Here is a 26,089-nt window from a genome sequence, read left to right as displayed (position 1 = left end):
AATACTGTCTATGCTGCGCTGCGGCAAACAGCAATGCCGGGTTTGCTGCAATTCCGTAGCGGATTGAGGCAGGGTCTGGCGCCTGCTACGCACCGCAGATGGTCGAAACACAACCCGCCGCCGTCCCGATCGATCCTCCCGTCGCGCAGCCCCGGCCGAGCGGGCGAAAGCTCGCCAGCCTGGCAATGGTGTGGCGCTACACCTCGCGCTATCCGCTCCAGCTCGCGATCGCGCTGGTGGCACTGCTCGTCACGTCGACAACGACGCTCGCGACATCGTGGAGCATCAAATCGGTGATCGACCGCGGCTTCACGCACGGCGCCGGCGACATCGCGCATATCGACCATGTCTTCTACGATCTGCTCGGCCTCGTCGTCGTCCTCGCGATCGCGACCGCGATCCGCTTCTACTTCGTGTCGTGGCTCGGCGAACGCACCGTGGCCGACATCCGGATCGCCGTTCAGGCCAACCTCCTGCGGCTCGCGCCGCGCTGGTTCGAGGAGAACCGTCCGTCCGAAGTCGCCTCGCGGCTGACCTCGGACACCGCGCTTATCGAAGGTGCGGTCGGCACGACGGTGTCTGTCGCGCTCCGCAACGGCCTCACCGGGATCGGCGGCGTGATCCTGCTGTTCGTCTTCGCGCCGAAAATGGCCTTGTCGATCGTGATCGGCGTGCCGCTGATCATCCTGCCGATCATGCTGCTCGGCCGCCGCGTGCGCAGCCAGTCGCGCGCGAGCCAGGACCGCATCGCCGATATCGGGTCGATGGCGGTCGAGACCTTCACCGCGATGAAGATCGTCCAGGCGTTCGGCCAGGAAGCGCGCGAGGAAGCGCGCTTTGCCTCTGCGGTCGATCGCAGCCTCGATGCCGCCAAGCGCCGGATCGCGACGCGCGCGATCATGACCGCGCTGGTGATGGGGCTGCTGTTCGGCGCGGTCACGCTGCTGATGTGGTCGACCGTCGGCGATGTCGCCGCCGGGCGGCTGTCGGCGGGGTCGCTCGCTGGCTTCCTCGTCACCGCGACGCTGGTGACGGGCTCGTTCGGCTCGCTGACCGAGGTCTATGGCGATCTGCTGCGCGCCTCGGGCGCGGCCGAGCGGCTGTCCGAGTTGCTCGCCGAAGTCCCCGAAATCCGCGCGCCTGCGCAGCCGATCACGCTTCCCGTGCCGGCGCGCGGCACGCTCGAATTCGATCATGTCGAGTTCCGCTACCCGACGCGGCGCGATGTCGCCGCGCTGCACGATTTCTCGCTATCGGTGAAGCCCGGCGAAACCGTCGCGATCGTCGGTCCGTCGGGCGCGGGCAAGACCACCTTGTTCCAGCTGATCCAGCGCTTCTACGATCCCGAGGCAGGCAGCGTGCGGATCGACGGCGTCGACTTGCGCAACGCCGACCCCGCCGAGGTCCGCGCCCGCATCGCGATGGTGCCGCAGGAGACGGTGATTTTCGGCGCGTCGGCGCGCGACAATCTGCGCTACGGCCGCTGGGACGCGCCCGACGACGCGCTGTGGGCGGCTGCCGAGGCGGCCAATGCCGCCGAATTCCTCCACAAGCTGCCCGAAGGGCTCGACACCTTCCTCGGCGAGGGCGGCGCGCGGCTGTCGGGCGGGCAGCGCCAGCGAGTCGCGATCGCACGTGCGCTGCTGCGCGATGCGCCTATCCTGCTGCTCGACGAAGCGACCAGTGCGCTCGATGCCGAAAGCGAGCGGCTCGTCCAGGAAGCGCTCGAACGTCTGATGGCAGAGCGCACCACGCTCGTCATCGCGCACCGCTTGGCGACGGTGCGCGCCGCCGAGCGGATCATCGTGATGCGCGAGGGCCGGATCGTCGAGCAAGGCAACCACGCCGCGCTGATCGGCGAGAGCGGCCTGTACGCGCGACTCGCGAGCTTGCAGTTCAGCGAAGCGGCGTAAGCCTTAACTGTCACCCCGGGCTTGTCCCGGGGTCCACCGTGCCGCACACTCCGGCCGTCGGGACATGCATCCCGGTGGACCCCGGGATGAACCCGGGGTGACGAGGGAGAGCGCACCATGGCCAGAGACTTCGACATCATCGTTTATGGAGCCACCGGCTTCACCGGCCGCCTCGTCGCCGAATATCTCACGCAGATCGGCGCGCAGCGCTGGGCGATGGCGGGTCGATCGCTGTCGAAGCTGCAGGAAGTCCGCGACCTGATCGGCGCACCCGCCGACACCCCGCTCGTCACCGCCAATTCGGATGACGCCGCCAGCCTGCGCAGCTTGTGCGAACGCACCAAGGTCGTGCTCACCACGGTCGGCCCATACCAGCTCTACGGCAACGACCTCGTCGCCGCCTGTGCCGAAACCGGCACCGCCTATGTCGACCTGTGCGGCGAGCCAGCGTGGATGCGCCACATGATCGACGCGCATCACGCGACCGCCAGGCGCACCGGCGCACGGATCGTCTTTTCCTGCGGGTTCGATTCGATCCCGTTCGATCTCGGCGTGCTCGCGCTGCAGGACGCTGCCAAGGCCAAGTTCGGGCATCCGATGCCGCGCGTGAAGGGCCGCGTGCGGAAGATGCAGGGCGGCGCGTCGGGCGGCACGGTCGCCAGCCTCAAGGCGACGCTCGCCGCCGCCGCCAAGCATCCCTCGATCCTCGGCCTGCTCATCAATCCGTTCGCGCTCACCCCCGGTTTCGAGGGGCCAGCACAGCCCAAGGGCCTGCTCCCCGAATATGACCGCGCGATCGAGGCATGGGTCGCGCCGTTCATCATGGCGCCGATCAACACCAAGAACGTCCACCGCACCAACTTCCTGCTCGGCGAGGCGTATGGCGCCGACTTCGTCTATGACGAGATGATGGTCGCGCCGGGGATCGGCGAGATGGGCAAGGCCGCCGCCGAGGCGATCGCGCGGATGAACCCGCTCAGCAGCGACAAGGGCCCCAAGCCCGGCGAAGGCCCCTCGCCCGAGGAACGCGACGCGGGCTTCTACGACCTGCTCTTCATCGGCGAAGGCGCGGGCGGCGAGCGGATCGACTGCGTCGTCACCGGCGACAAGGATCCGGGCTATGGCTCGACCAGCAAGATGATCGCCGAGACCGCCTTGTGCCTGGTCGAAGATGTCGCGGGAGAAGGCGGCATCTGGACCCCGGGCGCGCTGATGGGGAAGGTGCTCGCCGACCGCTTGCAGGCGAAAGCGGGCCTGACCTTCCGCGCCGGATGAGCTCGCGCCGTCGCCCCGGCGCAGGCCGGGCCCGCTCGGATGCGCGCGCCCGGCCCAAGCACGCCCCATCGGGCCGGCCCCGGCCTTCGCCGGGGCGACGATGGTCGGTCGGCCGCTAGCGCTTCTTCCCCTGGTGCCGAATGTTCGTCGGGCGCCCGCGATGCTTGATCACGCGCTTCGGGCGGCGGTCGTCGCTTTCGACGCGCGCTCCCCTGCCCTCGACCATCTCGAAGCGCAAAGCCCCCGACACCGGGTTCGCCTCGGCCAGGCGTAGCTGGAGCTTCTGCCCGCTGGCATAGACCGTCCCGCTCTGGTCGCCGATCAGCGTGCGGCTGGCTTCATCGAAGCGGAAATATTCGCCGCCGATATCGCGCACCGGCATCAGCCCGTCGCCGCCAATCCCCTCGACCGTCGCGAAGAAACCGAAATTGGTCACGCCGGTGATCCGCGTCTCGAGCACCTCGCCGACCTTCTCCGACAGATACGCCGCGACATAGCGGTCGATCGTGTCGCGCTCGGCTTCCATCGCGCGGCGTTCGAGCATCGAGATGCTCTCGCCGATCTTTTCCATCGCCGCGGCTTCGCCTTCGGTCAGCCCGCCCGGCCCGAGATCATAGGCCGCGACCAGCGCGCGGTGGACGAGCAAATCGGCATAGCGCCGGATCGGCGAGGTGAAGTGGCCGTAGCTGCCGAGCGCGAGCCCGAAATGGCCCATATTGGCGGGGCTATAATACGCCTGCGTCTGCGTGCGCAGCACTTGCTCCATGATCTGCGGGCGTTCGTCGCGGTCGATCACCTTGTCGAGGATGTGATTGAAGGTGCGCGGCTGGACGACCTGGCCGAGCGCGAACTCGATCCCGAAGGTCTTGAGATAGTCTTTCAGCGCGACGAGCTTTTCGCAGCCGGGCTGCTCGTGGACGCGGTACATCACCGGCGCCTTCTTCGCCTCGAGCGCCTTGGCGGCGGCGACGTTGGCGGCGATCATGTAGTCCTCGATCAATTTATGCGCATCGAGCCGCTCGCGTGGCGCGACCGAGAGGATGCGGCCCTTCTCGTCGAGCATCACGCGGCGTTCGGGCAGGTCGAGATCGAGCGGCGCGCGCGCGGTGCGCGCTTTGTTGAGCGCGTGCCAGCAGGACCAGAGCGGGAGAAGGGCGGCGAGAATTTCATCGCTGCCCGAATCCCCCTCCCGCTTGCGGGAGGGGTTAGGGGAGGAAGCAGGAGAGGAAGAAACGGCGGCAGCGTGATGCGCATCCACCATCGCCTGCGCATCCTCATACGCCAGGTTCGCCGCAATCCGCACCACCGCGCGCGTGAAGCGCCACGACTTCAGCGCCCCATCCTTCCCAATCCGCAAATGGCACGCCAGCGCCGCGCGATCGACGCCCTCCTTCAGCGAACACATCTCCGCCGACAAACTCTCCGGCAGCATCGGCACGACGCGATCGGGAAAATACACGCTGTTGCCACGCCGCCGCGCTTCGCGATCGAGGCTCGACCCCGGCCGCACGTAGAACGACACATCGGCAATCGCGACGATCGCCTTCCACCCGCCATCATTGGCGGGATCGTCATCGGGCGCCGCCCAAACCGCATCGTCATGATCACGCGCATCGGCCGGATCGATCGCGACGATCGGCAGATGGCGCAGATCCTCGCGCTTCTCGCCAAGCGGCTGCGCGGCAACGCGCACCGCCTCGTCGAGCGTCTCGGACGAGAACACGTCGGGAATACCAAGCTTGTGGATCGCGATCAGCGAGAAGCTGCGCGGCGCGAACGGATCGCCGAGCACTTGCGTCACGCGCACCGTGATCCGCGGCGGACGTCCCGCCATCTCCGCCAGCACCAGATCGCCGACCTGCGCCTCGCCCGCGTCGGACACCTGGAACTCGCGCCGCTCCTTCTTCTCGACGCCTTGCAGCCAGAGCGCCTTGCCCTCCTGGCGCAGCACGCCGAGCACCAGCTCCTCGCCCTTGGGCAAGGTCTTCATCGGATGCGCGATCAGGCCCTGGCCGGCCTCCTCGGTCCGCGCGAGCACGCGGTCGCCGACGCCGAGCGCGCCGTTCTTCTTCTCGCGCACGCGCAGCTTCGGCGCGGGGGTGGCGGCTTCCCACCGCTCGGGCACCGCCCAGACATTGCCGCTGTCATCGACATCGACGATCCGCAGCACCGTCACCTTCGGCACCCCGCCCATCTTGTGAAACGCGCGGCCGGGGGCGCTGTCGATCAGCCCCTCATCGGCCATGTCCTTCAACAGCGCTTTCAGCAAAATCTTGTCCTGCGCGGTCAGCCCGAAGGCGCGCGCGATCTCGCGCTTGCCCGCAGGCACGTCGCTTTCGGCGATAAAGGCGAGGATCTGGTCGCGGCTGGGCAGACCGGGGGTGCGCTTGGTTGGCTTGGGCATCGGATTAGCGATACGCCACCCAGCGCCAAACGGCAAAGGGCGCGGCGTCCGACCCGGACGCCGCGCCCTCCGCCCCCCAGTCTCAGAACTTCTGCGAGAAGCCGACCTTGGCGGTGAAGCCGAGCGGGTTCGCGGTGAACGGATCGTAATTCTGGTCGAGCCGCGCGAACGGCGGCGCCTTGTCGAAGATGTTGAGCGCCGACAGCGTCAGCGTCGACCCCGTCCCGCGCAGCGACAAGCGATAGGTCGCATCGAAGGTCGCAAACGGCTTGATGTTCTTGCCGCCGGTGACCGAAGCCCCCGCGAGCGCCCCGGCATTGGGGCCGAAGATCGCAGTCCCGCGCTGGTCGGTATAGCCGTCGATATAATTGTACTGGACGCGCAGGCTGTGCCCGCCGACCGCTCCCTGGACATAGGCCGTCCCCTTGATCTGCGGGATCGGATACGCGGTCGTCTGATAGTTGAGCAGGCCAACGCCATCGAAGGTCGGCTGGACGACGACGCCCTCGACCGTGATGTCCTTGGTCTTATACTCGATCACATAGGTGCCGCTGCCGCCGAACTCGAGATTGGCCGCGCCGAGCCCGAAGCGATACGCCGCCTGCAGATCGAGCCCCGACGTCGTGACGTTGGCGCTGTTGATCGTCTGCGTGCGCAGCCGCTGGACGTTGCCGATGCCGCAGCCGGCCCCCGTGAAGGTGAAGCGCGCCTGCAACGCGGCAAAGGCCGCATTGCCGCAATTTGCGGTGCCGGTCGCACCGAACAGCGCATTGACCATGCCCTGGATCGGCTCGCCCTCGATCGGGCCCTTCAGCTTGTAGCGATAATAATCGAGGCTCGCGCTGAACCCGCCGCTGTGGAGCAGGATGCCTGCGCTGTAGGTCGTCGCCTTTTCGGGCGAGAGGTTGGGGTTGCCGTTGATGTCGACCGCACGGAACGACGTCCCGATGATCTGCAGCGCGGTCAGATTGCCCGACAACTGCTGCGCCGGAGGCCCGCGGAAGGTCGTGCCCGCGCCACCGCGGAGCGCGAGCCAGTCGGTGACTTGCAGCCGGATGCGACCTTGCGGATTGAAGGTCGAGCCGACGCGCCCGCCATAATCCTCATACCGCGCCGAAAGCTGCAGGTTGAGCCGGTCGAGCAGCGGCACTTGCAACTCGCCGAACACCGCCTTGATGTCGTTGCTGGTCGACAAATTGGCGTTGGTACCGAGGAAGCCGAGCGCGCCGGTCTGCTGCGTGCACGTCGCCGCCGGGTTGAGCGGCGAGCCCGGGCACGGATTGACCGCGATGTTGCTGTCGTTGTTGTACAGCACCGAATAGTCGTTGCGGCGATATTGCGCACCGACCGCGAAGCTCAAATCACCGCCCGGCAGCCGCAGCCCTGTTTTGCCGCTGAGCACGAGATCCCCGACGAGCAGCCGCGTGGTGTAGCGCGTGTTGGTCGTGCGGAAGAAATTGTCGAACGTCGGCAGATCGTTGATCAGGCCCGCGCCGGGGGTCAGGCTGAACCCGGTAGGATTGCGCGTTCCGGCATAATTGGGGTTCGCCGCATTGCTCACGCCGTTCGCCGCGACCGCGGTCGAGAACGGGTTGAAGAAGGTGCAGCCGTTGGTCCCGGCGAGTGCCGTGATCTGGGCCGTCGACAGGCCGGCGCGCGACTGCGGCGTGGCATAGGCGCAATTCGCCCCGCCAAAGCCCGCCAGTGCGTTCTGCAGCAAGTCGCCGAACGTGTCGGTGCCTTCGCTTTCGCGATAATATTCGGAATAGGTGAAGCCACCGGTCAGATTGAGATCGGGCGTGACATCATAAGACAGGTCTGCGGTGAAGCGCATCTCTTCCGACACGCGCTTCGAGTATGCCGAGCCGCGGTCATCGCCATTCCGACCGCGAAACAGCGGGTTACCGCCAAGCAAGGCCGGCCGGAACAGCACCGGGAAAGCAATCGCCGGGGCAAGCGGCACGCCGCCCGCGGTGACGCAGCCCGATGCCGCCCCATAGAGCGTGCAATAATCGCGCAGCGCCGGGGCATAGGTCGGGATGACGAACAGCCCTCCCCCGCCGCTCGCCGCGTTCACCGACGGCGGCAAGGTCGGCAGATAGGTCGGCGAGGTGGTGATCCGCGTCGAGCTGTAGCCGTACAGCGCGCTTGCCGAGAATTTGAGCGTGTCGGCCAGCTGGATCGACGTGTCGACATAGGCTTGGAGGCGATCCTCGGGCTCGACCAGATTGCCGAACTGGCCGTAATTGTTGAAGCAGCGATCGGTCGTCGATCCGGCCTGGCTGCGGAACCCGCCAAGGCCCTCGCACCCGAGGTCGCGGACGAAATTGGCGGTCCCGCCGAACCCGAAATTGCCCGGATTGCCGCCGCCGGTATAGCCGCCTTGCGGATTGTTCGCATAGGGTTGGACCGTGAAATCGCGATCGGTGGTGCGCAATTCCGAGCGGTGCTGATAGCCGACCGAGGCGAGCACATGCAGCGGGCCACTATTGTGGCCGAAGCTCAGATTGGCGGTGTAGTCGCCCGACGATCCGCGGATGTAGCGATAATCGCCCGAGGCGAGGAAGCCCTTCTGGTCGGTGCGGGTAATGAAGTTGACGACGCCGGCGATGGCATCCGACCCATAGGTCGCCGCCGCGCCGTCCTTGAGCACTTCGACGCGGCCGATCGCCCCCGACGGGATGAGGTTGACGTCGACGATCGGGATACCGCCGCCGACCGCGACGAGGCGCTTGCCGTTGAGCAGGACGAGTGTGCGCTGCGGGCCGAGGCCGCGCAGATTGACCGAGGCGACGCCTTCATTGCCCTGGCTGCGGCTGTCGAACTGGTTGGCATCGCCGATCACGCCGCTCGAGGTCGGCAGGTTCTTGAGCAAGTCGACCGCGCTCGGCGTGCCCTGGCGCGACAGTTCCTCGCTCGAAATGACATCGACCGGAATGGCCGCGTCCTCGGGGGTGCCGCGGATCAGCGATCCGGTGACGACGATATCGGGGCCGGTCTGTTCGTCGGCGGGCGCGCTCGGTCGCGGCGCTGGCGGCGCCCCCTCCTGCGCCGCGACGGGCACAGCAAGCCCGATCGACAAGGCAAAAAAGGCACACGACGTCAAATGCCGCGAACGAGGCATAGCATCTCTCCCCTAAAGGTCAGAGCACTGATCGGCTCCGTACCCGAAGCTCGAAGTGACTCCGAAACGGCCCTAATGTCAAGCCGGATATGCGCGCAAATCGCCGCATTAGCGCATAAGTACTTTCCCCTAAGGGTCCCCGCTTGGGCCGCGACGGCCAGAACCGATTCTCGAAACACCCGCGCGGGAGACGATCCGAACCAGGGTCGCACCGCGCCGCATGGCAAAAGGGCGGCGCCGCTTCCGCGTCAGGAAGCCGGCCACCGCCCTTTATCGTTGCAGGTCTGATAGATGCGGACGCGACGCGGCGCGCCCGCGTTGCGGCTCAGTAGCCGTTCAACCGCGCGAAACGCTCGCGGTGGAACGCCGCATTGCCCCACATCGCTTCGAGCACGCGCGCGCGCTTGATGTAGAAGCCGGCGTCGTAATCGTCGGTCATGCCGATCCCGCCGTGGAGCTGGATCATCTCGCGGCTGACCAGATGGAGCGTGTCGCTCGCCACCGCCTTGGCGAGGCTGACCGCCTGGTCGATGTCGGACCGCCCGGCATCGATCGCCTCGAGCGCGCCTTCGACCGCCGAGCGCATCAGCTCGAGCTCGGTGAACATCTTCGCCATGCGGTGCTGGAGCGCCTGGAAGGTCGAGAGCTGCTGCCCGAACTGGACGCGCGTCTTGAGATAATCGTTGGTGGTGTTGAACGCCTGTTCGGCCATGCCGAGCATCTCGGCGCACACCGCCGCGGTCGCGCGATCGATGACCTGCGCGGTCAGCGAGGCGTCGCCCAGTTTCTCGGCGGGCGCGGCGTCGAACGTCACCTGCGCGTGGCTGCGCGAATCGGCCATATGGCGCGGCGAGCGCGTCACGCCAGCGTCACCCGCGACGAGATACAGGCCATCGACCGCCGCGACGACGAACACGCCCGCGCTGTCACCCTCGGCGACGAACGCCTTGGTGCCGCTGAGCTTGCCGTCGATCACGCTCGTCGCGATCTTCGCGGGATCATGGACGGGGCCCTCGTCGATCGCGAGAGTCGCGACGACAGCGCCGCTGGCGATCTGCGGGAGCCACTGCGCCTTCAGCGCATCCGACCCGCCCATCAGGATCGCGGTCGCCGCCGCCGAGGTCGACGCGAGGGGCGACGCCGCGAGGTTGCGGCCGAGCTGTTCGAGCACCAGCCCGAGCGAGAGATAGCCGAACGCCGTGCCGCCATGCGCTTCGGGGATGACGATGCCCGGCAGGCCCATTTCGCCAAGCGTCGCCCAGGCGGCGGGATCATACCCCTCGGCCGGCGCCGCCGCGCGCATCTTGCGGAACGCGCTGACGGGCGATTGCTCGTCGGACCATTCGCGCACCATGTCGCGGAGCATCGTCTGTTCGTCGTTGAGTACGGCCATCGCGCTATCCCCTCGTCTGAATGGAAAACGGGGGAGGATGGCTTCAGCCATCCTTCACCCCGCCCCTCTCCGGCCCGCCGCGCGTCACACGCGGCAGCCTATCCTTGCATTACTGGTGGTCGAGCATCCCGAGGATGCGCTTCGAAATCACGTTGTTCTGGATCTCGGTCGATCCGCCATAGATCGACACGGCCTTGCCCCACAACCAGGTGCGCGTCTGGGTCAGCTCGTCCTCGCTGAAGCCCTCGCCTTCCCAGCCGAGCCCGGCCATCCCCATGATCTCGATCGACAGTTCGGCGCGATCCTGCGTGATGCGCGCGCCGACGTTCTTCATGATCGAGGTGGCGGCCGACGGACCCTGGTTCGATTTCGCCTCGAGCGCCGCACGGCGCAGCGTCAGCGCGAAGGCGCGGCTGTCCATCTCGTGCCGCACGATCCGCATCCGCAGATCGCTGTCGGGAACGCGGCCCTTGTCATCCTCGCCGCGATATTCCTTGGCGAGCTTCCCCATCGGCTTGCCCGCAAACAGCCGCGATGCGCTACCGCCGCCCGACAGGCTGCTGCGCTCGTGCTGGAGCAGGCGCGTGCCGATTTCCCAACCCTGCCCCTCGCGTCCGACGAGGTTTTCCTTGGGCACCTTCACGTTGGTGAAGAAGGTCTCGCAGAACGGCGACTGGCCCGAGATCATCGCGATCGGCCGGACTTCGACGCCGGGCGCGGTCATGTCGAGCAGCAGGAAGCTGATGCCGCCATGCTTCTGGCTCTTGTCGGTGCGGACGAGCGCGAAGCATTTGTCGGCCCATTGCCCTCCGCTCGTCCAGGTCTTCTGGCCGTTGACGATATAATGGTCGCCGGCATCCTCGGCGAAGGTCTGGACGTTGGCGAGGTCCGAGCCGGCATTGGGCTCGCTATAGCCCTGGCACCAGCGCACCAGCCCCTTGGCAATCGCGGGGATGTGCTCCTGCTTCTGCGCCTCGTTGCCATATTCGAGCAGCGTCGGCCCGAACATCATCACGCCCATCCCGCCGATCGGGTTCCACGCGCCCGCGCGCGCCATTTCCTCGTTGAGGACACGGATCTGCGCCTTGTCGAGCCCGCCGCCGCCATATGCCTTGGGCCAGCTCGGCACGCCCCAGCCCTTCTCGCCCATCGCCGCCTGCCACGCGGCCTGGTCGGGCGAAAGATCGGTCGGGCCTTCGAGCACCGACAGGCTGATGTCGTGCCCCTTGAGCGATGCCGGGAAATTGGCGGCGAGCCATTCGCGCACTTCGGCGCGGAACGCGTCGAGCGGGGCTACTGGAGCGTCGAGTTCGGGCGCGGTTGCCATGAAAGCTATCCTTTCAGAAAGAATCTGAAGATCGGGTATGGCGGCGCGATACGACAGAATGAAGCCGATGGGAAGAGCGATTGATGCGATCGGCATGCGCATATCCTCTCCCGCAAGCGGGATAGGCAACGCAGACTTGGGTCGCGCTCCTTCAGCGTGGCCCTAGTCGCAGTCGGCGCGGGTCCTTCTTTTTCGCCCCCGGAGGCACGCAGGCAGAAGAAGACCCTCACCCAACCCTCTCCCGCAAGCGGGAGAGGGCTAAAGCGACGACGGCCGACGCGAGAAGCGGTGTTTACCCTGCTCCAAATCGCGGTAAGCTCTCACCAAAGGGGGCCCATCCGATGCCGTTCGCCAACCGAGCCGTGCCGATCGTGCTCGCTGCCGTGCTGATCGACACGATCGGCTTCGGCATCGTGCTCCCAGTGCTACCGGCGCTGATCACCCGGCTCGGTCGCGTCGGGATCGACGATGCCACCCGCATCGCAGGCTATATGCTCGTCGCGTTCGCGCTCGCGCAGTTCGTCGCGGGGCCGGTGCTCGGCAATCTGAGCGACCGGTTCGGCCGCCGCCCGGTGCTGATCGCCTCGATGCTGGCGTTCGGTGCCGACTATGCGCTGATGGCGCTCGCCCCGACGCTCGCCTGGCTGTTCCTCGGCCGCGCGATCGCGGGGGTGGCGGGCGCGGTCTATGGCCCGGCGTCGTCGGTGATCGCCGACGTCACCCCACCCGAAAAGCGCAGCGCGGCGTTCGGCTATGTCAGTGCGGCGTTCGGCATCGGCTTCGTGATCGGCCCCGCGCTCGGCGGGCTGATCGCCGGGCTCGGGCCGCGCGCACCGTTCATCGCCGCCGCGATGCTCGCCTTCGCCAACGCCGCGGCAATGGCGTTTGCGATGCCCGAGTCGCTCGCGCGCGAGCATCGCCGCCCGTTCCGCTGGCGCGACGCGCATATCGTCGGCGCGTTCAAGCCGTTGTTCGAGGATCGCAGCGCGGTCCCGCTGCTGATCGTCTGCGTCCTGTGGCAGCTCGCGCACATGGTCTACCCCGCGACCTGGGCGTTCTGGGCGACGATCCGCTTCGCCTGGAGCCCCACCGCGATCGGGCTGAGCCTTGCCTATGTCGGGCTGGTGATGGCGCTGGTGCAGGGCCTGCTCGTCGCGCCGGTGATCGGGCGGATCGGCGACCGGCGCGCGCTCGTGATCGGCCTCGCGACAGGGGCGAGCGGTTTCCTCGCCTTCGCCTTCATCACCGCGGGATGGCAGGCCTATGCGATCATGCTGCTCGCCGCGCTGTCGGGCTTTATCGGGCCGGCGATCAACGGCCTGCTGTCGCGAATGGCGGGCCCCGATCGGCAGGGCGCGTTGCAGGGCGGGCTCGCGAGTCTGGGCAGCGTCGCCGCGATCGTCAGTCCGCTGCTGATGACGCAGACTCTCGCCGCCGGGGTCGAGCACGGCTTTCCCGGCGCCGCCTTCCTGCTCGCCGCCGCGCTTGCGGCAAGCGCGCTCGGCGTCGTCGCGTGGAAAGTGTCCAACCGTGCGCCGGCTGCGACCGCGGCAGTTGCGGACGCGTAACGGCTCTCCCATCTGAGGCGCGACACCACAGGAGCAAGCGCATGATCGACCTGCATTATTGGCCCACCCCGAACGGCCACAAGATCACGCTGTTCCTCGAGGAAGCCGGGGTCGAATATCGCATCGTGCCGGTCAACATCGGCGCGGGCGCGCAGTTCCAGCCCGATTTCCTCAAGATCGCCCCCAACAACCGCATGCCCGCGATCGTCGACCATGATCCCGCCGGTGGTGGCGCGCCGATCGCGATCTTCGAATCGGGCGCGATCCTGCTCTACCTCGCCGACAAATACGGCAAATTCATCGGCACCGACCTGCGCAGCCGCACCGAGACGGTGCAGTGGCTGATGTGGCAGATGGGTGGCCTCGGACCCATGCTCGGCCAGAACCACCATTTCAGCGGCTACGCGCCCGAGAAGATCCCCTACGCGATCGACCGCTACGTCAACGAGACCAACCGGCTGTACGGTGTGCTCGACCGGCGGCTCGCGGGCCGCGACTTCATCACAGGTGAATATTCGATCGCCGACATGGCCTGCTACCCGTGGATCGTGCCGTACGAGCGCCAGGGCCAGACGCTCGAGGACACGCCCAATCTCAAGCGCTGGTTCGACGCGATCGCCGCGCGGCCCGCGACCGTCACCGCTTATGCCAAGGGCGCCGCGATCAGCGAGAACAAGCCGATGACCGAGGAAGCGAAGAAAGTGCTGTTCGGGCAGACGGCCAAGGTGCTCGGATAAGCCCCCCCGGACCATGAGCCGGGGGGACCGCAAGCCTTACGCGCTGGCGCTCGGGCGGGCACTCGCCCGGGCATGCCAGTCGCGCAACGCGCCCAGTTCCTCGGGCACCGCGATCCCCACGAACCCCGCGAAATCGATCGTCGTCAGCAGCACGATATCCGCGATCGAATAGTCCGCTCCGTCGAGCCATTCGCGTCCGGTCAGCGCTGTATCGAACTCGCGCATCGCCTCGAGCACGCGCGGCCGCTGCGTCTCGCCATAATCGGGGAATTGCGGCTTGACGACGCGCGCGGTGAAGGGGTGGGTGTGCAGCCACACCTGCGTCAACGGCGACCCTATCCGCAATTCGACGCGCCGCAGCGCTTGCTCGACCGCAGCCGCGCCGCGCGCGCCTTGGCCGAACAGGGCGGGCTCGGGATGAAGACATTCGAAGTAGCGACAGATCGCGATGCTCTCGGTGATCACGCTGCCGTCGTCGAGCTCCAGCGCAGGGATCTGCCCGAGCGGATTGACCTTGAGGAACGCCGCGCCCTTATGCTCCATGTCGCGGATCGACAGCGTCGTGCTCGGCACGCTCAAGCCCTTTTCGGCAAGATAGATCCGCACGCGCCGCGGATTGGGCGCTGGGTTGGCAGCCTCGTAGAACAGCATGATGGCATCCCCCCAAATCTCTTTTCGAAGATCGCGTATGGCGTTTTTCCTTCAGCTAGACTAGCGAATCGAAGCCATGGACTTGCAAAAAGAGACACGATGACCGCTGCCGAGATGCTTGCCGGCGACTTCGCCGCGCTGCCCGACCTGATCCGCGCGCACGCGGCCGAGCAAGGCGACAAGGTCGCACTCGCCGAGGCCGACGGTGAGCTCGACTATGCCAGCCTCGACGCGCTGATGGACCGCATTGCCGCGGCGCTCCAGCGTGACGGCGTGGCGCAGGGCCAGGCGGTCGCGATTGTCGCCTCGGCGAGCATCGATTATGCCGCGGTGTTCCTCGGCGCGCTCCGCGCCGGCTGCCTCGCAACGCCGCTCGCGCCGTCGGGCACGCCCGAAAGCATCGTCGCGATGATCGCCGATTGCGCCGCGCCGATCACCTTCGTCGATGCCGACGCCGCGACCGCGCTCGCCGGACAGCACATCCCCGGCAAGCTCGTCCGCCTCAAATCGCTCGGCAGCTGGCTCGCGCCCGAAGGCGCGCGCCCCGCGCCCGTCACGATCCGGCCCGAAGACGGCTTCAACATCATCTATTCGTCGGGCACCACCGGCACGCCGAAGGGCATCGTCCAAAGCCACGCGATGCGCTGGGCGCATATCAGTCGCAACGAAGCCGCGGGCTTCGCGAACGCGGTGACGATGATCGCGACGCCACTCTATTCGAACACCACGCTCGTCAGCTTCCTACCGACGCTCGGCTGGGGCGGCACCGTCGTGTTGATGAAGAAGTTCGACGCGCGCGGCTATCTCACGCTCGCCGAGCGCCACCGCGCGACGCACACCATGCTCGTGCCGGTCCAATATCAGCGGCTGATGGCGCTCCCCGATTTCGACACCTTCGACCTCGCGAGCTTCCGCTTCAAGACCTGCACCTCGGCGCCCTTCTCCGCCGCGCTGAAGGCTGACATCCTCGCACGCTGGCCCGGGTTGCTCGTCGAATATTACGGCATGACCGAGGGCGGCGGGACGTGCCTGCTCGTCGCGAACGGCTTTCCCGACAAGCTCCACACCGTCGGTCGCCCGATCGAGGGCCATGACATCCGCCTGATCGACGACGACGGCAACGAAGTGCCGCAAGGCGAGATGGGCGAAGTCGTCGGGCGCTCGCCGGCGATGATGACGGGCTATCACGGCCGCAGCGATGCCACCGCCGCCGCCGAATGGTACGACGCCGAGGGCAACCGCTACATCCGCCACGGCGATGTCGGGCGCTTCGACGCCGACGGCTTCCTCACCTTGCTCGACCGCAAGAAGGACCTGATCATCTCGGGCGGCTTCAACATCTATCCGACCGACCTCGAGGCGGTGCTGCGTACGCATCCCGCGGTCGCCGATTGCAGCGTGGTCGGCGTTCCGTCCGAGGCGTGGGGCGAGACGCCGGTCGGCTTCTACGTACCGCATACCGGAGTCGATGCGAGCATCACGGAGATCCTCGACTGGACCAACGCCCAGCTCGGCAAGACACAGCGGCTGTCGGCGCTCCACGCGATCGACGAGCTGCCGCGCAGTGCGATCGGCAAGGTGCTCAAGCGCGACTTGCGCGATCGTCTGGCGGAGACCGCAGCATGACCCCGATCCGCGAGATCCTCGCCGCCGCGACGCCGATCGAGGGCGGCTTCCGCGCGCAGATCCCGAGCGACTGGCTGCAGGGCCGCACCGCCTATGGCGGCCTGTCGAGCGCACTCGCGCTCCACGCCGCGCAGGGGATCGAGCCCGATCTGCCGCCGCTCCGCTCGGCGCAAGTGTCGTTCATCGGCCCGCTGTCGGGCGACGTGCGCGTCACCGCGACCAAGCTGCGCCGCGGCCGCACCGCTGCCTTCATCCAGGCCGATATCGTCTCCGACGCCGGGCTCGGCTATCGCGCCGTGTTCGTGTTCATGGCCGAGCAGCCGTCGCGCGTCGCGCTCAGCGGCGGGCTCGCCGCCACACTGCCGCCGCCTGCAGCGGATGCGAAACTCTATACCGGCCCCGACGAATTCTTCACCGGCAACTTCAACTTCCTCGATCTCAAGGCCGAAGCGCCGGGCGAGGCCGAATGGCTGCGCTGGGCGCGGCTGCGCGATTATGCGGGGATCGACCCGATGGTCGAGGTGCTCGCGCTCGCCGACGCGCTCCCGCCCGCGGCGTTCAAGCTGTTCGGCAAGGAGTTCGTGCCGCTGAGTTCGGTGACGTGGATCGTCAATCTGCTCACGCCGACGCCCGCCACGACCGACGGCTGGTGGCTGCTTTCGGCAGAGTCGCAGCATGCGGTCAACGGCGGCTCGAGCCAGACGATGATGCTGTGGAACGCCGACGGCGTACCGATCGCGCAAGGCATGCAGAGCGTCGCGATCTTCGGATAGGGCGCGCCGCGCCGCCTTCTCCTCCCCTCCCTGGAAGGGAGGGGTTGGGGGTGGGTCGGCCTAATGCTGGCGTCGACCTCTCCACGGGCCGACCCACCCCCGGCCCAGCGTTGGGTTGGTCGTGCCCCCGGCACGACCTGAACAGTGCGGGGCACTGTTCACCCAACGCTCTTTCAGGGAGGGGAGAAGCGTTGCGACAAATTGCGACACTTTGCCGCACCTTCCGGCACAGCGACGCGACAGATCGCCGCGCATAACCGGCGTCAAGGAACGGCGCCCCGCCCAGCCAGCACAGGAGTTTACCGCCATGTCCCTCACGCGCTTCTTCGTCGCGACGACGGTCGCCGCGCTCGCCACCGCCGCTGCCGTGGCACAAGGCGGCGGCGGCATGTTCCGTACCGCCGACAGCAATGGCGACGGACTGATCTCGCGCGCCGAGGCCACCGCCGAGGCGACCACGCGCTTCACCGCGATGGATGCCAACAAGGACGGCTTCCTCACCACCGACGAAATGCAGGGCCCGGGCGCCCGCATGATGACGCGCGGCGACACCGACGGCGACGGCAAGATCTCGCGCGCCGAGTTCCTCGCGCAGGCCGACACGCGCTTCAACCGGATCGATGCCAACAAGGACGGCCAGATCTCGCGCGAGGAGCTCACCGCCTGGATGGACCGCGCGCGCGCGATGCGCCCCGGCGGTCCCGGCGGCCGCGCCGATCCCGCCGACGCGATCGCGCCGCCACCGGCGCCCCCTTCCCCCGCGCCAGCCGCGCCGGGCAACTGATCCGGGCCTTTTCCCCTTGGCCCGGACGCCGGGCGAGCCCCCCCCTGCTCGCCCGGCATCCCCTTTCAAGAGCGCGACACCATGCTAAGCAGCGAACCGATGGGAGACACGCCGCATCTGTTGCTCGTCGACGACGAACGCTCGATCCGTGAACCGCTCGCGCAATATCTGACGCGGCAGGGTTTCCGCGTGACTCAAGCCGGCGACGCCGAGGGCGCGCGCGCGCGGATGACGGCCTATGCGATCGACCTCGTCATCCTCGACATCATGATGCCCGGCGAAGACGGCCTGTCGCTCACGCGCCACATCCGCGAGAGCGGCGAAGTGCCCGTGATCCTGCTCACCGCGCGGACCGAAGAGACCGACCGTATCGTCGGGCTCGAAATGGGCGCCGACGATTATGTCGTGAAGCCGTTCTCGCCGCGCGAGCTGGCGGCGCGCGTCAAGGTGATCCTGCGGCGGGCGGCGGCGGGCGGAACGCGCCAGCATGCGCCCGAAAGCGGATCGTTCGCCTTTGCCGGCTGGGTGCTCAAATCGGGCGAGCGCACGCTGGTCGACCGCGAGGGCGTGTCGGTGCCGCTCTCGACCGGCGAGTACAACCTCCTCCACGCGCTCGTCACGCGCCCGCGCCAGGTGCTGACGCGCGACCAGTTGCTCGATTTGACGCAAGGCCGCGAGGCCGCCGCGTTCGACCGTGCGATCGACAACCAGATCAGCCGGCTGCGGCGCAAGATCGAGGCCGACGCCAAGGCGCCCGAGCTGATCAAGACGGTGTGGGGTGGCGGCTACACGCTCGCCGCCGAAGTGACGCGCCTTTGAGGATCACGCGCCTGCGGGCGATCCCGCGCAGCCTCTCGGGGCAAATGGCGTTGCTCATCGCGATCGCGCTGTTCGTCGCGCAGGCGATCAATTTCACGCTCGCGCTGCAGGACCGCCGCCGCGCGCGGCTCGACCAGGCGACCGGCCCGGTGGTCACGCGGATCATCGATGCCGACGAGCGGATCGCCGCGGGGCGGCGCGTCGGCGGCGGTTCGGGCTGGAGCCGGATCCATCTCGCGCCGCGCTCGCCGATCCAGCCCGGCGGCGAGCATGTCGCCGAAGTCGAAACCGCGCTTCGCGCCGCGCTTGCCGAAGCCGGGGTCAAAGCTTCACGCATCCAGACGCAAGTCCTGCCGATCCAGCGCAACGATCCGCGGCTGCGCTATGTCAGCGCACAGCGGGTCGAGCGTCTGCTGCGCGGCGGCGCCGAGCTGCAAGTCGCGGTCGAGCGACCGGGCGGACAATGGTTCGTGCTCAACCTTCCGTGGACGCGCGACGATTCGGATATCTTCTGGCGGCTGATGGCGCAGACCGCGATCCTCTACATCGTCGTGCTGGTGCCGTTGCTGTGGGCCGGGCGGCGGATCTCGCGGCCGTTGCGCGGGCTTGCCGAGGCAGCGCGCAGCTTCCAGCCGGGTGCCACGGCCGACCCCGTCCCCGCCGCCGGGCCGCAGGACGTGCGCGACGTGATCGCGGCGTTCAACGCGCTGCGCTTGCGCGTCACCGCGATGCTCGACGAGAAGGACCGGATGCTCGGCGCGATCGGGCATGATCTCCGCACGCCGCTCGCCTCGCTGCGCGTCCGCGTCGAATCGGTCGATGACGATGCCGATCGCGCCAGAATGGCCGAGACGATCGCCGAGATGAACCGCATGCTCGACGACATCCTGTCGCTCGCGCGGCTCGGCCGCCCGAGCGAGCCGCCGACCGAAGTCGATCTCGCGGCTTTGGTCGATGCCGTCGTCGAGGATTTCCGCGAGATCGGCCACGAGGTCGTGTTCGAGGAAAGCGAGCGCATCCGAATGCGGCTGCGCCCCGGCCTGATGCGCCGCGCGCTGCGCAACCTGATCGAGAATGCGCTGAAATATGCCGGCGCGGTCGAAGTCAGCGTCACCGCGAGCGCGCAGTCGGTCGCAATCCTGGTGTGCGACCGTGGCCCCGGCATTCCCGCCGACCGCCTCGGCGACGTGTTCGAAGCGTTCACGCGGCTCGAGACGTCGCGCAACAAGGCGACCGGGGGCATCGGCCTCGGTCTCGCGCTCGCCCGGACGATCGTGCGCGATGCCGGCGGCGACATCACGCTCGCCAATCGCGACGGCGGCGGGCTGGTCGCCCGGATCACGCTCGCGCGGTGATCAGCGTTCCTGCCGAAGCGATGATGTATCGCTCCGGCGGGCTGCTCTCGCGATCAGGTTACTCCGGCGCGGACCGTCAGAAGCGGTACTTCAACCCGATCTGGAGGATCGGATAGACCTTATAGTCGTCGACCTTGCGCTGGGTGTTGAGCCGTTCCTTCTCGAGTTCGGCGATGAAGCGCGGGTCGTTGGCGAGCGTCCCGTTCGAGCTGTAATCGCGCACGCGGACCGCACCCTGGAACAGCGCACCCGCCTCGACATTGACGCTCAGGCCACGGTGCAGGCCGCCGCCATAGCCAAGCGTCAACTGCGGCGCGACGTTCTTCACCTCTGCGCGCCCGCTGATCGTGCCGATCTGCGCCGGGGTGTAGGCGATCGCGCCGATCGGCGTGGTGCTCTGCGGCGTGGCGCGCAGGCGGCCGGCATTGCCGTTGATCCGTGCGCCGGCAGACAGGAAGAAACCGCCGCCGAAGGGATGCAGATCGAGCATCACGCCGCCCGACTTCAAATTGGCCTTGCCGTCATAGCGGACATTGTTCGATTTGACGCTGTGGCTGAACGACAGGAACGTCGCATTCGCGCGCACGCCGATCGTGCGATTGGCGCGATAGCCGATCTCGGGACCGATCCCGAGCGTGCCGGCGGTCAAGCCGATCCGGAAGCGCCCGCTTTTGGTCTCTCCTGTCGAATGCGTCGTCATTTCCTGTACTGGGCCTGCCTGCGCAAAGGCCGGTTGCGCGATCAGTACCAAGCACGCTGTTGCCACCACGACCCCCAATGTATTCGTCTTCATGATGGCTCCAGGTCCTTGTTAAATTCTGTGAGTCGCACGGCGACGTTTCGGCACTGGCAGGCTATAGCTTCGGCAAACATACTGATAAATTACGTAATTGATTTAGGTTAGCAAAGCTTGTCCAACGCGATACTGTGATCGTTACGCAGGCGGTGCCGTTTTCCACGACTGAGGCCGCCGACCTGACTGCACGCTCGAGCAAAAGGGATCCGATCGTCCTTGGCGACTTGCGCCTGCGGGGCGAGCCGGGCACGGTGGGCACTCACGACCTTGCGCCTGATCTCTCCTCGTTGCGTCCAGTCTTGGGCAACGCGAGACGGCACGCGACAGGGTGTTCAAGTGTGGAGCGTGTGTGCGATGTGGCTGTTCGACCGGTTCGCGAAAAATCTCGTCAAGCGCGGCGAACTGACGATCATCGATGCCGATGGCACGCGTTATCACTACGGCACGCCCGATCCCGCGTTCCGCCCCGTCACGCTGCGCTTCGCCGACAAGAACGTCGCGACCTATATCGCGCGCCATCCGCGGCTCGGCGCGGCGCTCGCCTGGATGGACGGGCGGCTGCTCGTCGATAACGACGACATTGCCGGGATGATCGACCTGATCCGCGGCAACGGCCGCTGGGAAGACGGCCGCAGCACGATCGGCACCAAGAACCCGGTCAAGCTCGCCTGGGCGGCAAGCACCGCGCGACTGCGCCAGCTCAATCGCATCGGCAAATCGAAGCAGAACGTCGCGCATCATTACGATATCGGCGACCGGCTCTACGATCTCTTCCTCGACGCCGACCGGCAATATAGCTGCGCCTATTTTACCGACGAGGATAACACGCTCGAACAGGCGCAGCTCGACAAGAAGGCGCATATCGCCGCCAAGCTGCAGTTGCGGCCCGGCCAGCGCGTGCTCGATATCGGCTGCGGCTGGGGCGGGATGGCGCTGTATCTCAACCGCGTCGCCGACGTCGACGTTCTCGGCATCACGCTGTCCGAAGAACAGCTCAAGACCGCCCGCCGCCGCGCCGAGGAAGCCGGCGTCGCCGACCGCGTGAAGTTCGAGCTGATCGACTATCGCGAGCTGACCGGGCGCTTCGACCGGATCGTCTCGGTCGGCATGTTCGAGCATGTCGGCGTGCCCAATTACCGCACCTTCTTCCACAAATGCCGCGCGCTGCTCGAGGAGAACGGCGTGATGCTGCTCCATACGATCGGGCGGATGGGCGGCCCGGGCCAGACCGATCCGTTCACCGCGAAATATATCTTCCCCGGCGGCTACAATCCGGCGCTGTCGGAAATCGTCGGCGCGAGCGAATCGGTCCGGCTGATCGCGGCCGATGTCGAGACGCTGCGCGTCCATTACGCGCTGACGATCCGCCACTGGTATGATCGCGCCGTCGCCAACCGCGACAAGATCGAGGCGATGTTCGACGCGCGCTTCTACCGGATGTGGGTGTTCTACCTCGCCGGCGCGATGGCGGCGTTCAAGCATGGCGTGATGTGCAACTATCAGGTGCAACTGATCCGCGACCGCCGCGCGCTGCCGCTGACGCGGGGGTATATGGCGGAGGCTGAGGCAGGCTTGCAGGCGGGTGAGGTGAAGGCCCCGGAGCCAGTTTTGCGCTGATCGGGAGACCACACGCCCCCTCCGCCGTCACCCCGGGCTTGTCCCGGGGTCCACCGGGATGCACCCATGGCCCCGGCATTTCACGCCCCATGGTGGACCCCGGGACAAGCCCGGGGTGACGGGTATGGACTGCGCGAAAGGCTCGCGTCCGCCGACTAGGCTACGCCAGTCACCGCGACAGCAATCACCTCGATCGCCTCGTCCTTCCCCGCGAAATCGACCCGCTCGCCGACCTCCGCACCGATCAGCGCACGCGCGAGCGGGGCCTGATAGCCGATCTTGCCCGCCGCCGGATCGGCTTCGTCGCCGCCGACGATCTCGACGCTGCGCTCGACGCCGTTCAGCCGATAGGTCACGCGGCTTCCAATGCCGACCTCACCCTCTGCGGGCGCCGCGACCTCCTCGGCGGTCGTCTGGCGCGTGTGCCAATAGCGCAGCTCGCGCAGCACCGCATCGCGATCCTCCGTCGCCGCGTCCGCCACCGCCGCCTCGAGCTCGACGACTTTCGCCCCGATCAGCGCCAACCCGCGCGGCGTCACCAGGTTCGGTCCCGGCGCGATCGGCCGTTCGAACTTGGGTTCCAGATGTTCTTCGTCGCTCTCGCGGCGGAAGGCGACGCTCATTCAGGCTCTCCACAGGCTTTGTTGCACAACGTCGTGGCGGACACTTGGGTGCAACGCAACAATCTGCTATGGGCCGCCGATGCTGAATATCAATGGTATCACGGTGCGCCTCGGTGGGCGCGCGATCCTCGACGGTGCGAGCGCGGCGCTGCCGCCCAAGAGCCGCGTCGGGCTGATCGGGCGCAACGGCGCCGGCAAGTCGACGCTCATGAAGGTCATGATCGGCCAGCTCGAGCCCGATCTCGGCGAGATCGAGATGCCGCGCGGCACGCGCATCGGCTATATCGCGCAGGAAGCCCCCTCGGGCACGACCACCCCGGTCGAGGCCGTGCTCGCCGCCGATACCGAGCGCGCGTCGCTGCTGGAAGAAGCCGAGACCTGCCAGGATCCCGACCGCATGGGCGTGATCTACGAGCGCCTGACCGCAATCGACGCCTACACCGCCCCTGCCCGCGCCGCGCGCATCCTCGTGGGGCTCGGTTTCGACGAGGAAATGCAGGGCCGCCCGCTCGATTCCTATTCGGGCGGCTGGAAGATGCGCGTCGCGCTTGCCGCCTTGCTCTTCTCCGAACCAGACCTGTTGCTGCTCGACGAGCCCTCGAACCATCTCGATCTCGAAGCGACGCTGTGGCTCGAGAACTTCCTCAAATCCTACCCGGCGATGATGGTCGTCATCAGCCACGAGCGCGATCTGCTCAACAATGTGGTCGACACGATCCTCCATCTCGAGGGCGGCAAGGTCCATCTCTACACCGGCGGTTACGACAGCTTCGAGCGCCAGCGCGCCGAACGCGTCGCGCAGCTCGCCGCCGCCAAGGCCGCGCAGGATACGCAAAGGGCAAAGCTCAGCGAATATATCGCCAAGAACTCGGCCCGCGCCTCGACCGCCAAGCAGGCGCAGAGCCGCCAGAAGATGCTCGCCAAGATGCAGCCGATCGCCTCGATGGCCGAGGATCCGACGCTGTCGTTCGAATTCCCGTCGCCAGAGGAACTCCGCCCGCCGTTGATCACGCTCGACATGGCGGCGGTCGGTTACGCGGAAAAGCCGATCCTCCAGCGGCTCAACCTGCGGCTCGATCCCGACGACCGCGTCGCGCTGTTGGGACGCAACGGCAACGGCAAGACCACGCTCGCGCGCCTGCTCGCGGCGCAGCTCCCGACGATGGACGGCGCGATGAACGCCAGCGGCAAGATGCGCGTCGGCTATTTCACGCAGTATCAGGTCGAGGAACTCGACGGCGACGACACCCCGCTCGAGCACATGACGCGGATGATGTCGGGCAAGACTCCCGGCGCGGTGCGCGCGCAGCTCGGCCGCTTCGGCTTCTCGGGCGTCAAGGCGACGCAGAAGGTCGGCAAGCTGTCGGGCGGCGAACGCGCGCGGCTCGCGCTCGCGCTCATCACGCGCGAAGCGCCGCACATGCTGATCCTCGACGAGCCGACCAACCATCTCGACGTCGATGCGCGCGAAGCGCTGGTCCAGGCGCTCAACGCCTATGACGGCGCGGTCATCCTCGTCAGCCACGATCGCCACATGGTCGAGCTCACCGCCGACCGGCTCGTGCTGGTCGATAACGGCACAGCGAAGGAATATGCCGGCAGCATGGAGGACTATATCGCCTTCGTGCTCTCGGGCGACGGCGGCGGCGAAGGTGCCAAGACCAAGGCCGCCAAGAAGGACGACAAGCCGCAACTGAGCGCCGCCGCGGTCGCGCTGCAGAAGAAGGCGCACGAGGCCGAGGCGCTCGTCGCCAAGCTGACCAAGCAGCGCGATGCGATCGACCGCGCGATGCTCGATCCGAGCACCGCCGAAGCCTGGCTCGCGCGACTGTCCCCCGCCGATCTGGTCAAGCAACACGCGCAGATTTCGAAAAAGCTCGACACTGCCGAAGCGGCTTGGTTCGAGATCAGCGAGTCGCTGGAGATGGCAGCCGCTTAACCTGGCTTGTTTACCTTTCTTTACGGAATGATAACGATCCTGCCTGCGAAAGGCGGGAATCCTCCTGTCGTGTCGTCTATCGATTGACGTAGATCATGTTCGGGGAGGCACCACCTATGAAACTCTCGCCACCACTGCGCGCGCGGCTCATCGCAGCCCGGCTCGATATCGCAGCACGCAGCGGCGCCAGCACGCGCGATTGGTCCGACGATCAGAGCCTCTCGGCGCTGAGCCTCGTCGCTGGCGGCCACAGTGTGGCGGATGCGGTGGCGATCGTGCTCGGCGATGCCGTGCTCGAGGATGGCCTGGTCGATTACAATCCGGGATGCGCGTGGATCGACTTTGCGCTCGCCAAGCGCAAGCGCACCCCGGCCGAAGTCGAACGCATCGTTTCGCAATGGGAGAGCCAGAGCTTCGACCAGCCCGAAATCACCGCAGCGCACGTCGTCGATCTCGGACGTTCCACCGCAGCGCAGACCGGGCGCGCCTTGTTCTGATGGTGCGGGCGGTCGGGCTCGAACCGACACTCCGATTAAGGAACGGGATTTTGAGTGGGGCGCGCCTCGTTTATATCACTGATAATATTGAACTATTTTCTAGTCGCGTTCAACATGTGCAAGGATTTGTGTAAGTCCGCGTCTAAATTGATCGGTTCTCGATCGCATAATCTGGTTAGGAGTTTCGCGCCATTGGAACAGGCGGGTTCGGCCGAAGCGCCTTGGCCCGTGCGATCTGTCTTTCCAAGCTGGTTCGATTGACGGTATATTTAGCACGACCGCTTTGCGCCTCAATTGTCGACATTCAACGCGCTCATGGGCGTCCCTAAAACCCGCCGTTCGTTTCGGCTCGCTGCCACGCCCTGCGAAGGTCTGGAGCTGGGACTTAGTCGCCATTTCCAATGCGATCACCTAATGACGGCTTTGGACAAAAACAGACGTCCAGGCGTTTGCCGAGGCTAGGGGCGGATAGTGCAAGACTGGCCGGGAACCGACGACCGGCTTACGGCGGCGATCGCAGAAGAGCCGCCATCGGTATCAGACCTAGTGGTCCGAATCTAACACTTGGTGCCCGCGTCTGACCGCGGCGATGATTTTATCGGGGTCGGCGGTCCAGACGAACGGCTTTGAGCTTTCGTTGTGCTCGACCAGGAAGCGGTTGATGGCGGCCTGAAGGTCAACGAGCGAATGAAACACGCCGCGTTTGAGTCGACGGTTGGTCAGCCTGGCGAAGAAGCCCTCGACGGCATTGAGCCAAGAACAGGACGTTGGCGTGAAGTGGAAGGTGAAGCGCGGGTGGCGCTCGAGCCACTCGCGAACCTTGGGGTGCTTGTGAGCGGCGTAATTGTCGAGGATCACATGGATCGCC

General features: G+C 66.9%; 20 protein-coding genes. 12 read left to right on the top strand and 8 right to left on the bottom strand.

Going from position 1 to position 26,089, the window contains the following annotated elements; all coding sequences use genetic code 11:
* The first annotated feature begins 98 nt into the window (after positions 1–98).
* The gene (locus tag QN347_RS08835) at positions 99–1,913 is read left to right on the top strand and encodes an ABC transporter transmembrane domain-containing protein (protein ID WP_322159869.1); all 1,815 of its coding nucleotides are present in this window, start codon (positions 99–101) and stop codon (positions 1,911–1,913) included.
* A gap of 117 nt (positions 1,914–2,030) precedes the next feature.
* The gene (locus QN347_RS08830; protein WP_322159870.1) at positions 2,031–3,188 is read left to right on the top strand and encodes a saccharopine dehydrogenase family protein; all 1,158 of its coding nucleotides are present in this window, start codon (positions 2,031–2,033) and stop codon (positions 3,186–3,188) included.
* Between the two features lie 115 nt (positions 3,189–3,303).
* Here QN347_RS08830 and rnr read toward each other — a convergent pair whose 3' ends face one another.
* The 4 genes from rnr to QN347_RS08810 all read right to left on the bottom strand — a co-directional run bounded on the left by rnr (position 3,304) and on the right by QN347_RS08810 (position 11,436).
* Positions 3,304–5,592 carry a ribonuclease R gene (rnr, locus tag QN347_RS08825; RefSeq protein ID WP_322159872.1) on the bottom strand — a complete coding sequence of 763 codons (2,289 nt, stop codon included), beginning with the start codon at positions 5,590–5,592 and terminating at the stop codon, positions 3,304–3,306.
* An 82-nt stretch (positions 5,593–5,674) separates the two neighbouring features.
* Positions 5,675–8,716 (bottom strand): TonB-dependent receptor plug domain-containing protein, encoded by a 3,042-nt coding sequence (locus tag QN347_RS08820; RefSeq protein WP_322159873.1) that lies wholly within the window; start codon positions 8,714–8,716, stop codon positions 5,675–5,677.
* Positions 8,717–9,041: 325 nt separating this feature from the next.
* Positions 9,042–10,109 (bottom strand): acyl-CoA dehydrogenase family protein, encoded by a 1,068-nt coding sequence (locus tag QN347_RS08815; protein ID WP_322159875.1) that lies wholly within the window; start codon positions 10,107–10,109, stop codon positions 9,042–9,044.
* Between the two features lie 109 nt (positions 10,110–10,218).
* Positions 10,219–11,436 (bottom strand): acyl-CoA dehydrogenase family protein, encoded by a 1,218-nt coding sequence (locus QN347_RS08810; RefSeq protein ID WP_322159876.1) that lies wholly within the window; start codon positions 11,434–11,436, stop codon positions 10,219–10,221.
* A 341-nt stretch (positions 11,437–11,777) separates the two neighbouring features.
* On the opposite strand from QN347_RS08810, the gene QN347_RS08805 reads away from it, so the two are divergent.
* Together QN347_RS08805 and QN347_RS08800 are read left to right on the top strand one after the other, a co-directional pair.
* A complete protein-coding gene (locus tag QN347_RS08805; protein WP_322159878.1) occupies positions 11,778–13,004 on the top strand; it encodes an MFS transporter in 1,227 nt (408 codons plus the stop codon).
* Between the two features lie 41 nt (positions 13,005–13,045).
* On the top strand, positions 13,046–13,741 hold the full coding sequence (locus QN347_RS08800; RefSeq protein ID WP_322159880.1) for a glutathione binding-like protein: 696 nt from the start codon (positions 13,046–13,048) through the stop codon (positions 13,739–13,741).
* A 36-nt stretch (positions 13,742–13,777) separates the two neighbouring features.
* Here the strand turns inward: QN347_RS08800 and QN347_RS08795 are convergent, their stop codons facing one another.
* A complete protein-coding gene (locus QN347_RS08795; RefSeq protein WP_322159881.1) occupies positions 13,778–14,392 on the bottom strand; it encodes a glutathione S-transferase family protein in 615 nt (204 codons plus the stop codon).
* Positions 14,393–14,491: 99 nt separating this feature from the next.
* Here QN347_RS08795 and QN347_RS08790 point away from each other — a divergent pair, with 99 nt between their 5' ends.
* From QN347_RS08790 to QN347_RS08770, 5 genes are all read left to right on the top strand, one after another.
* Positions 14,492–16,018 carry a class I adenylate-forming enzyme family protein gene (locus QN347_RS08790; RefSeq protein WP_322159883.1) on the top strand — a complete coding sequence of 509 codons (1,527 nt, stop codon included), beginning with the start codon at positions 14,492–14,494 and terminating at the stop codon, positions 16,016–16,018.
* Complete coding sequence (locus QN347_RS08785; protein ID WP_133186973.1) at positions 16,015–16,791, top strand: thioesterase family protein; 777 nt, start codon at positions 16,015–16,017, stop codon at positions 16,789–16,791. Before QN347_RS08790 ends, QN347_RS08785 begins: the two co-directional genes overlap by 4 nt.
* A 307-nt stretch (positions 16,792–17,098) precedes the next feature.
* Positions 17,099–17,575: an EF-hand domain-containing protein gene (locus QN347_RS08780; RefSeq protein ID WP_322159885.1), complete on the top strand. Its 477-nt coding sequence runs from the start codon at positions 17,099–17,101 to the stop codon at positions 17,573–17,575.
* 99 nt (positions 17,576–17,674) lie between these two features.
* Positions 17,675–18,394: a response regulator gene (locus QN347_RS08775; RefSeq protein WP_133186967.1), complete on the top strand. Its 720-nt coding sequence runs from the start codon at positions 17,675–17,677 to the stop codon at positions 18,392–18,394.
* 44 nt (positions 18,395–18,438) lie between these two features.
* Positions 18,439–19,749 carry a sensor histidine kinase gene (locus QN347_RS08770; RefSeq protein WP_206365680.1) on the top strand — a complete coding sequence of 437 codons (1,311 nt, stop codon included), beginning with the start codon at positions 18,439–18,441 and terminating at the stop codon, positions 19,747–19,749.
* 76 nt (positions 19,750–19,825) lie between these two features.
* On the opposite strand, the gene QN347_RS08765 is transcribed toward QN347_RS08770, so the two are convergent.
* Entirely contained in the window at positions 19,826–20,542 is a 717-nt protein-coding gene (locus tag QN347_RS08765; protein WP_322159888.1) for a hypothetical protein, read from the bottom strand.
* A 357-nt stretch (positions 20,543–20,899) separates the two neighbouring features.
* Between QN347_RS08765 and QN347_RS08760 the strand changes: the two genes are divergently transcribed.
* Positions 20,900–22,162 carry a cyclopropane-fatty-acyl-phospholipid synthase family protein gene (locus QN347_RS08760; RefSeq protein WP_322164098.1) on the top strand — a complete coding sequence of 421 codons (1,263 nt, stop codon included), beginning with the start codon at positions 20,900–20,902 and terminating at the stop codon, positions 22,160–22,162.
* A gap of 155 nt (positions 22,163–22,317) precedes the next feature.
* On the opposite strand, the gene QN347_RS08755 is transcribed toward QN347_RS08760, so the two are convergent.
* On the bottom strand, positions 22,318–22,785 hold the full coding sequence (locus QN347_RS08755; protein WP_322159890.1) for a GreA/GreB family elongation factor: 468 nt from the start codon (positions 22,783–22,785) through the stop codon (positions 22,318–22,320).
* 79 nt (positions 22,786–22,864) lie between these two features.
* Here QN347_RS08755 and QN347_RS08750 point away from each other — a divergent pair, with 79 nt between their 5' ends.
* Both QN347_RS08750 and QN347_RS08745 read left to right on the top strand, forming a co-directional pair.
* The gene (locus QN347_RS08750) at positions 22,865–24,724 is read left to right on the top strand and encodes an ABC-F family ATP-binding cassette domain-containing protein (protein ID WP_322159892.1); all 1,860 of its coding nucleotides are present in this window, start codon (positions 22,865–22,867) and stop codon (positions 24,722–24,724) included.
* 116 nt (positions 24,725–24,840) lie between these two features.
* Positions 24,841–25,221, top strand: coding sequence for a hypothetical protein (locus QN347_RS08745; protein ID WP_189676717.1), 381 nt, complete (start codon positions 24,841–24,843; stop codon positions 25,219–25,221).
* A gap of 543 nt (positions 25,222–25,764) precedes the next feature.
* On the opposite strand, the gene QN347_RS08740 is transcribed toward QN347_RS08745, so the two are convergent.
* Positions 25,765–26,089, bottom strand: a 325-nt coding sequence (locus QN347_RS08740) for a transposase (RefSeq protein WP_323494014.1), incomplete at its 5' end; no start/stop codon positions are given.

This window comes from Sphingomonas sp. 10B4, assembly GCF_035019905.1.
Classification (GTDB): Bacteria; Pseudomonadota; Alphaproteobacteria; order Sphingomonadales; family Sphingomonadaceae; genus Sphingomonas; species Sphingomonas glacialis.
This window is presented reverse-complemented; position numbering and strand designations above follow the sequence as displayed.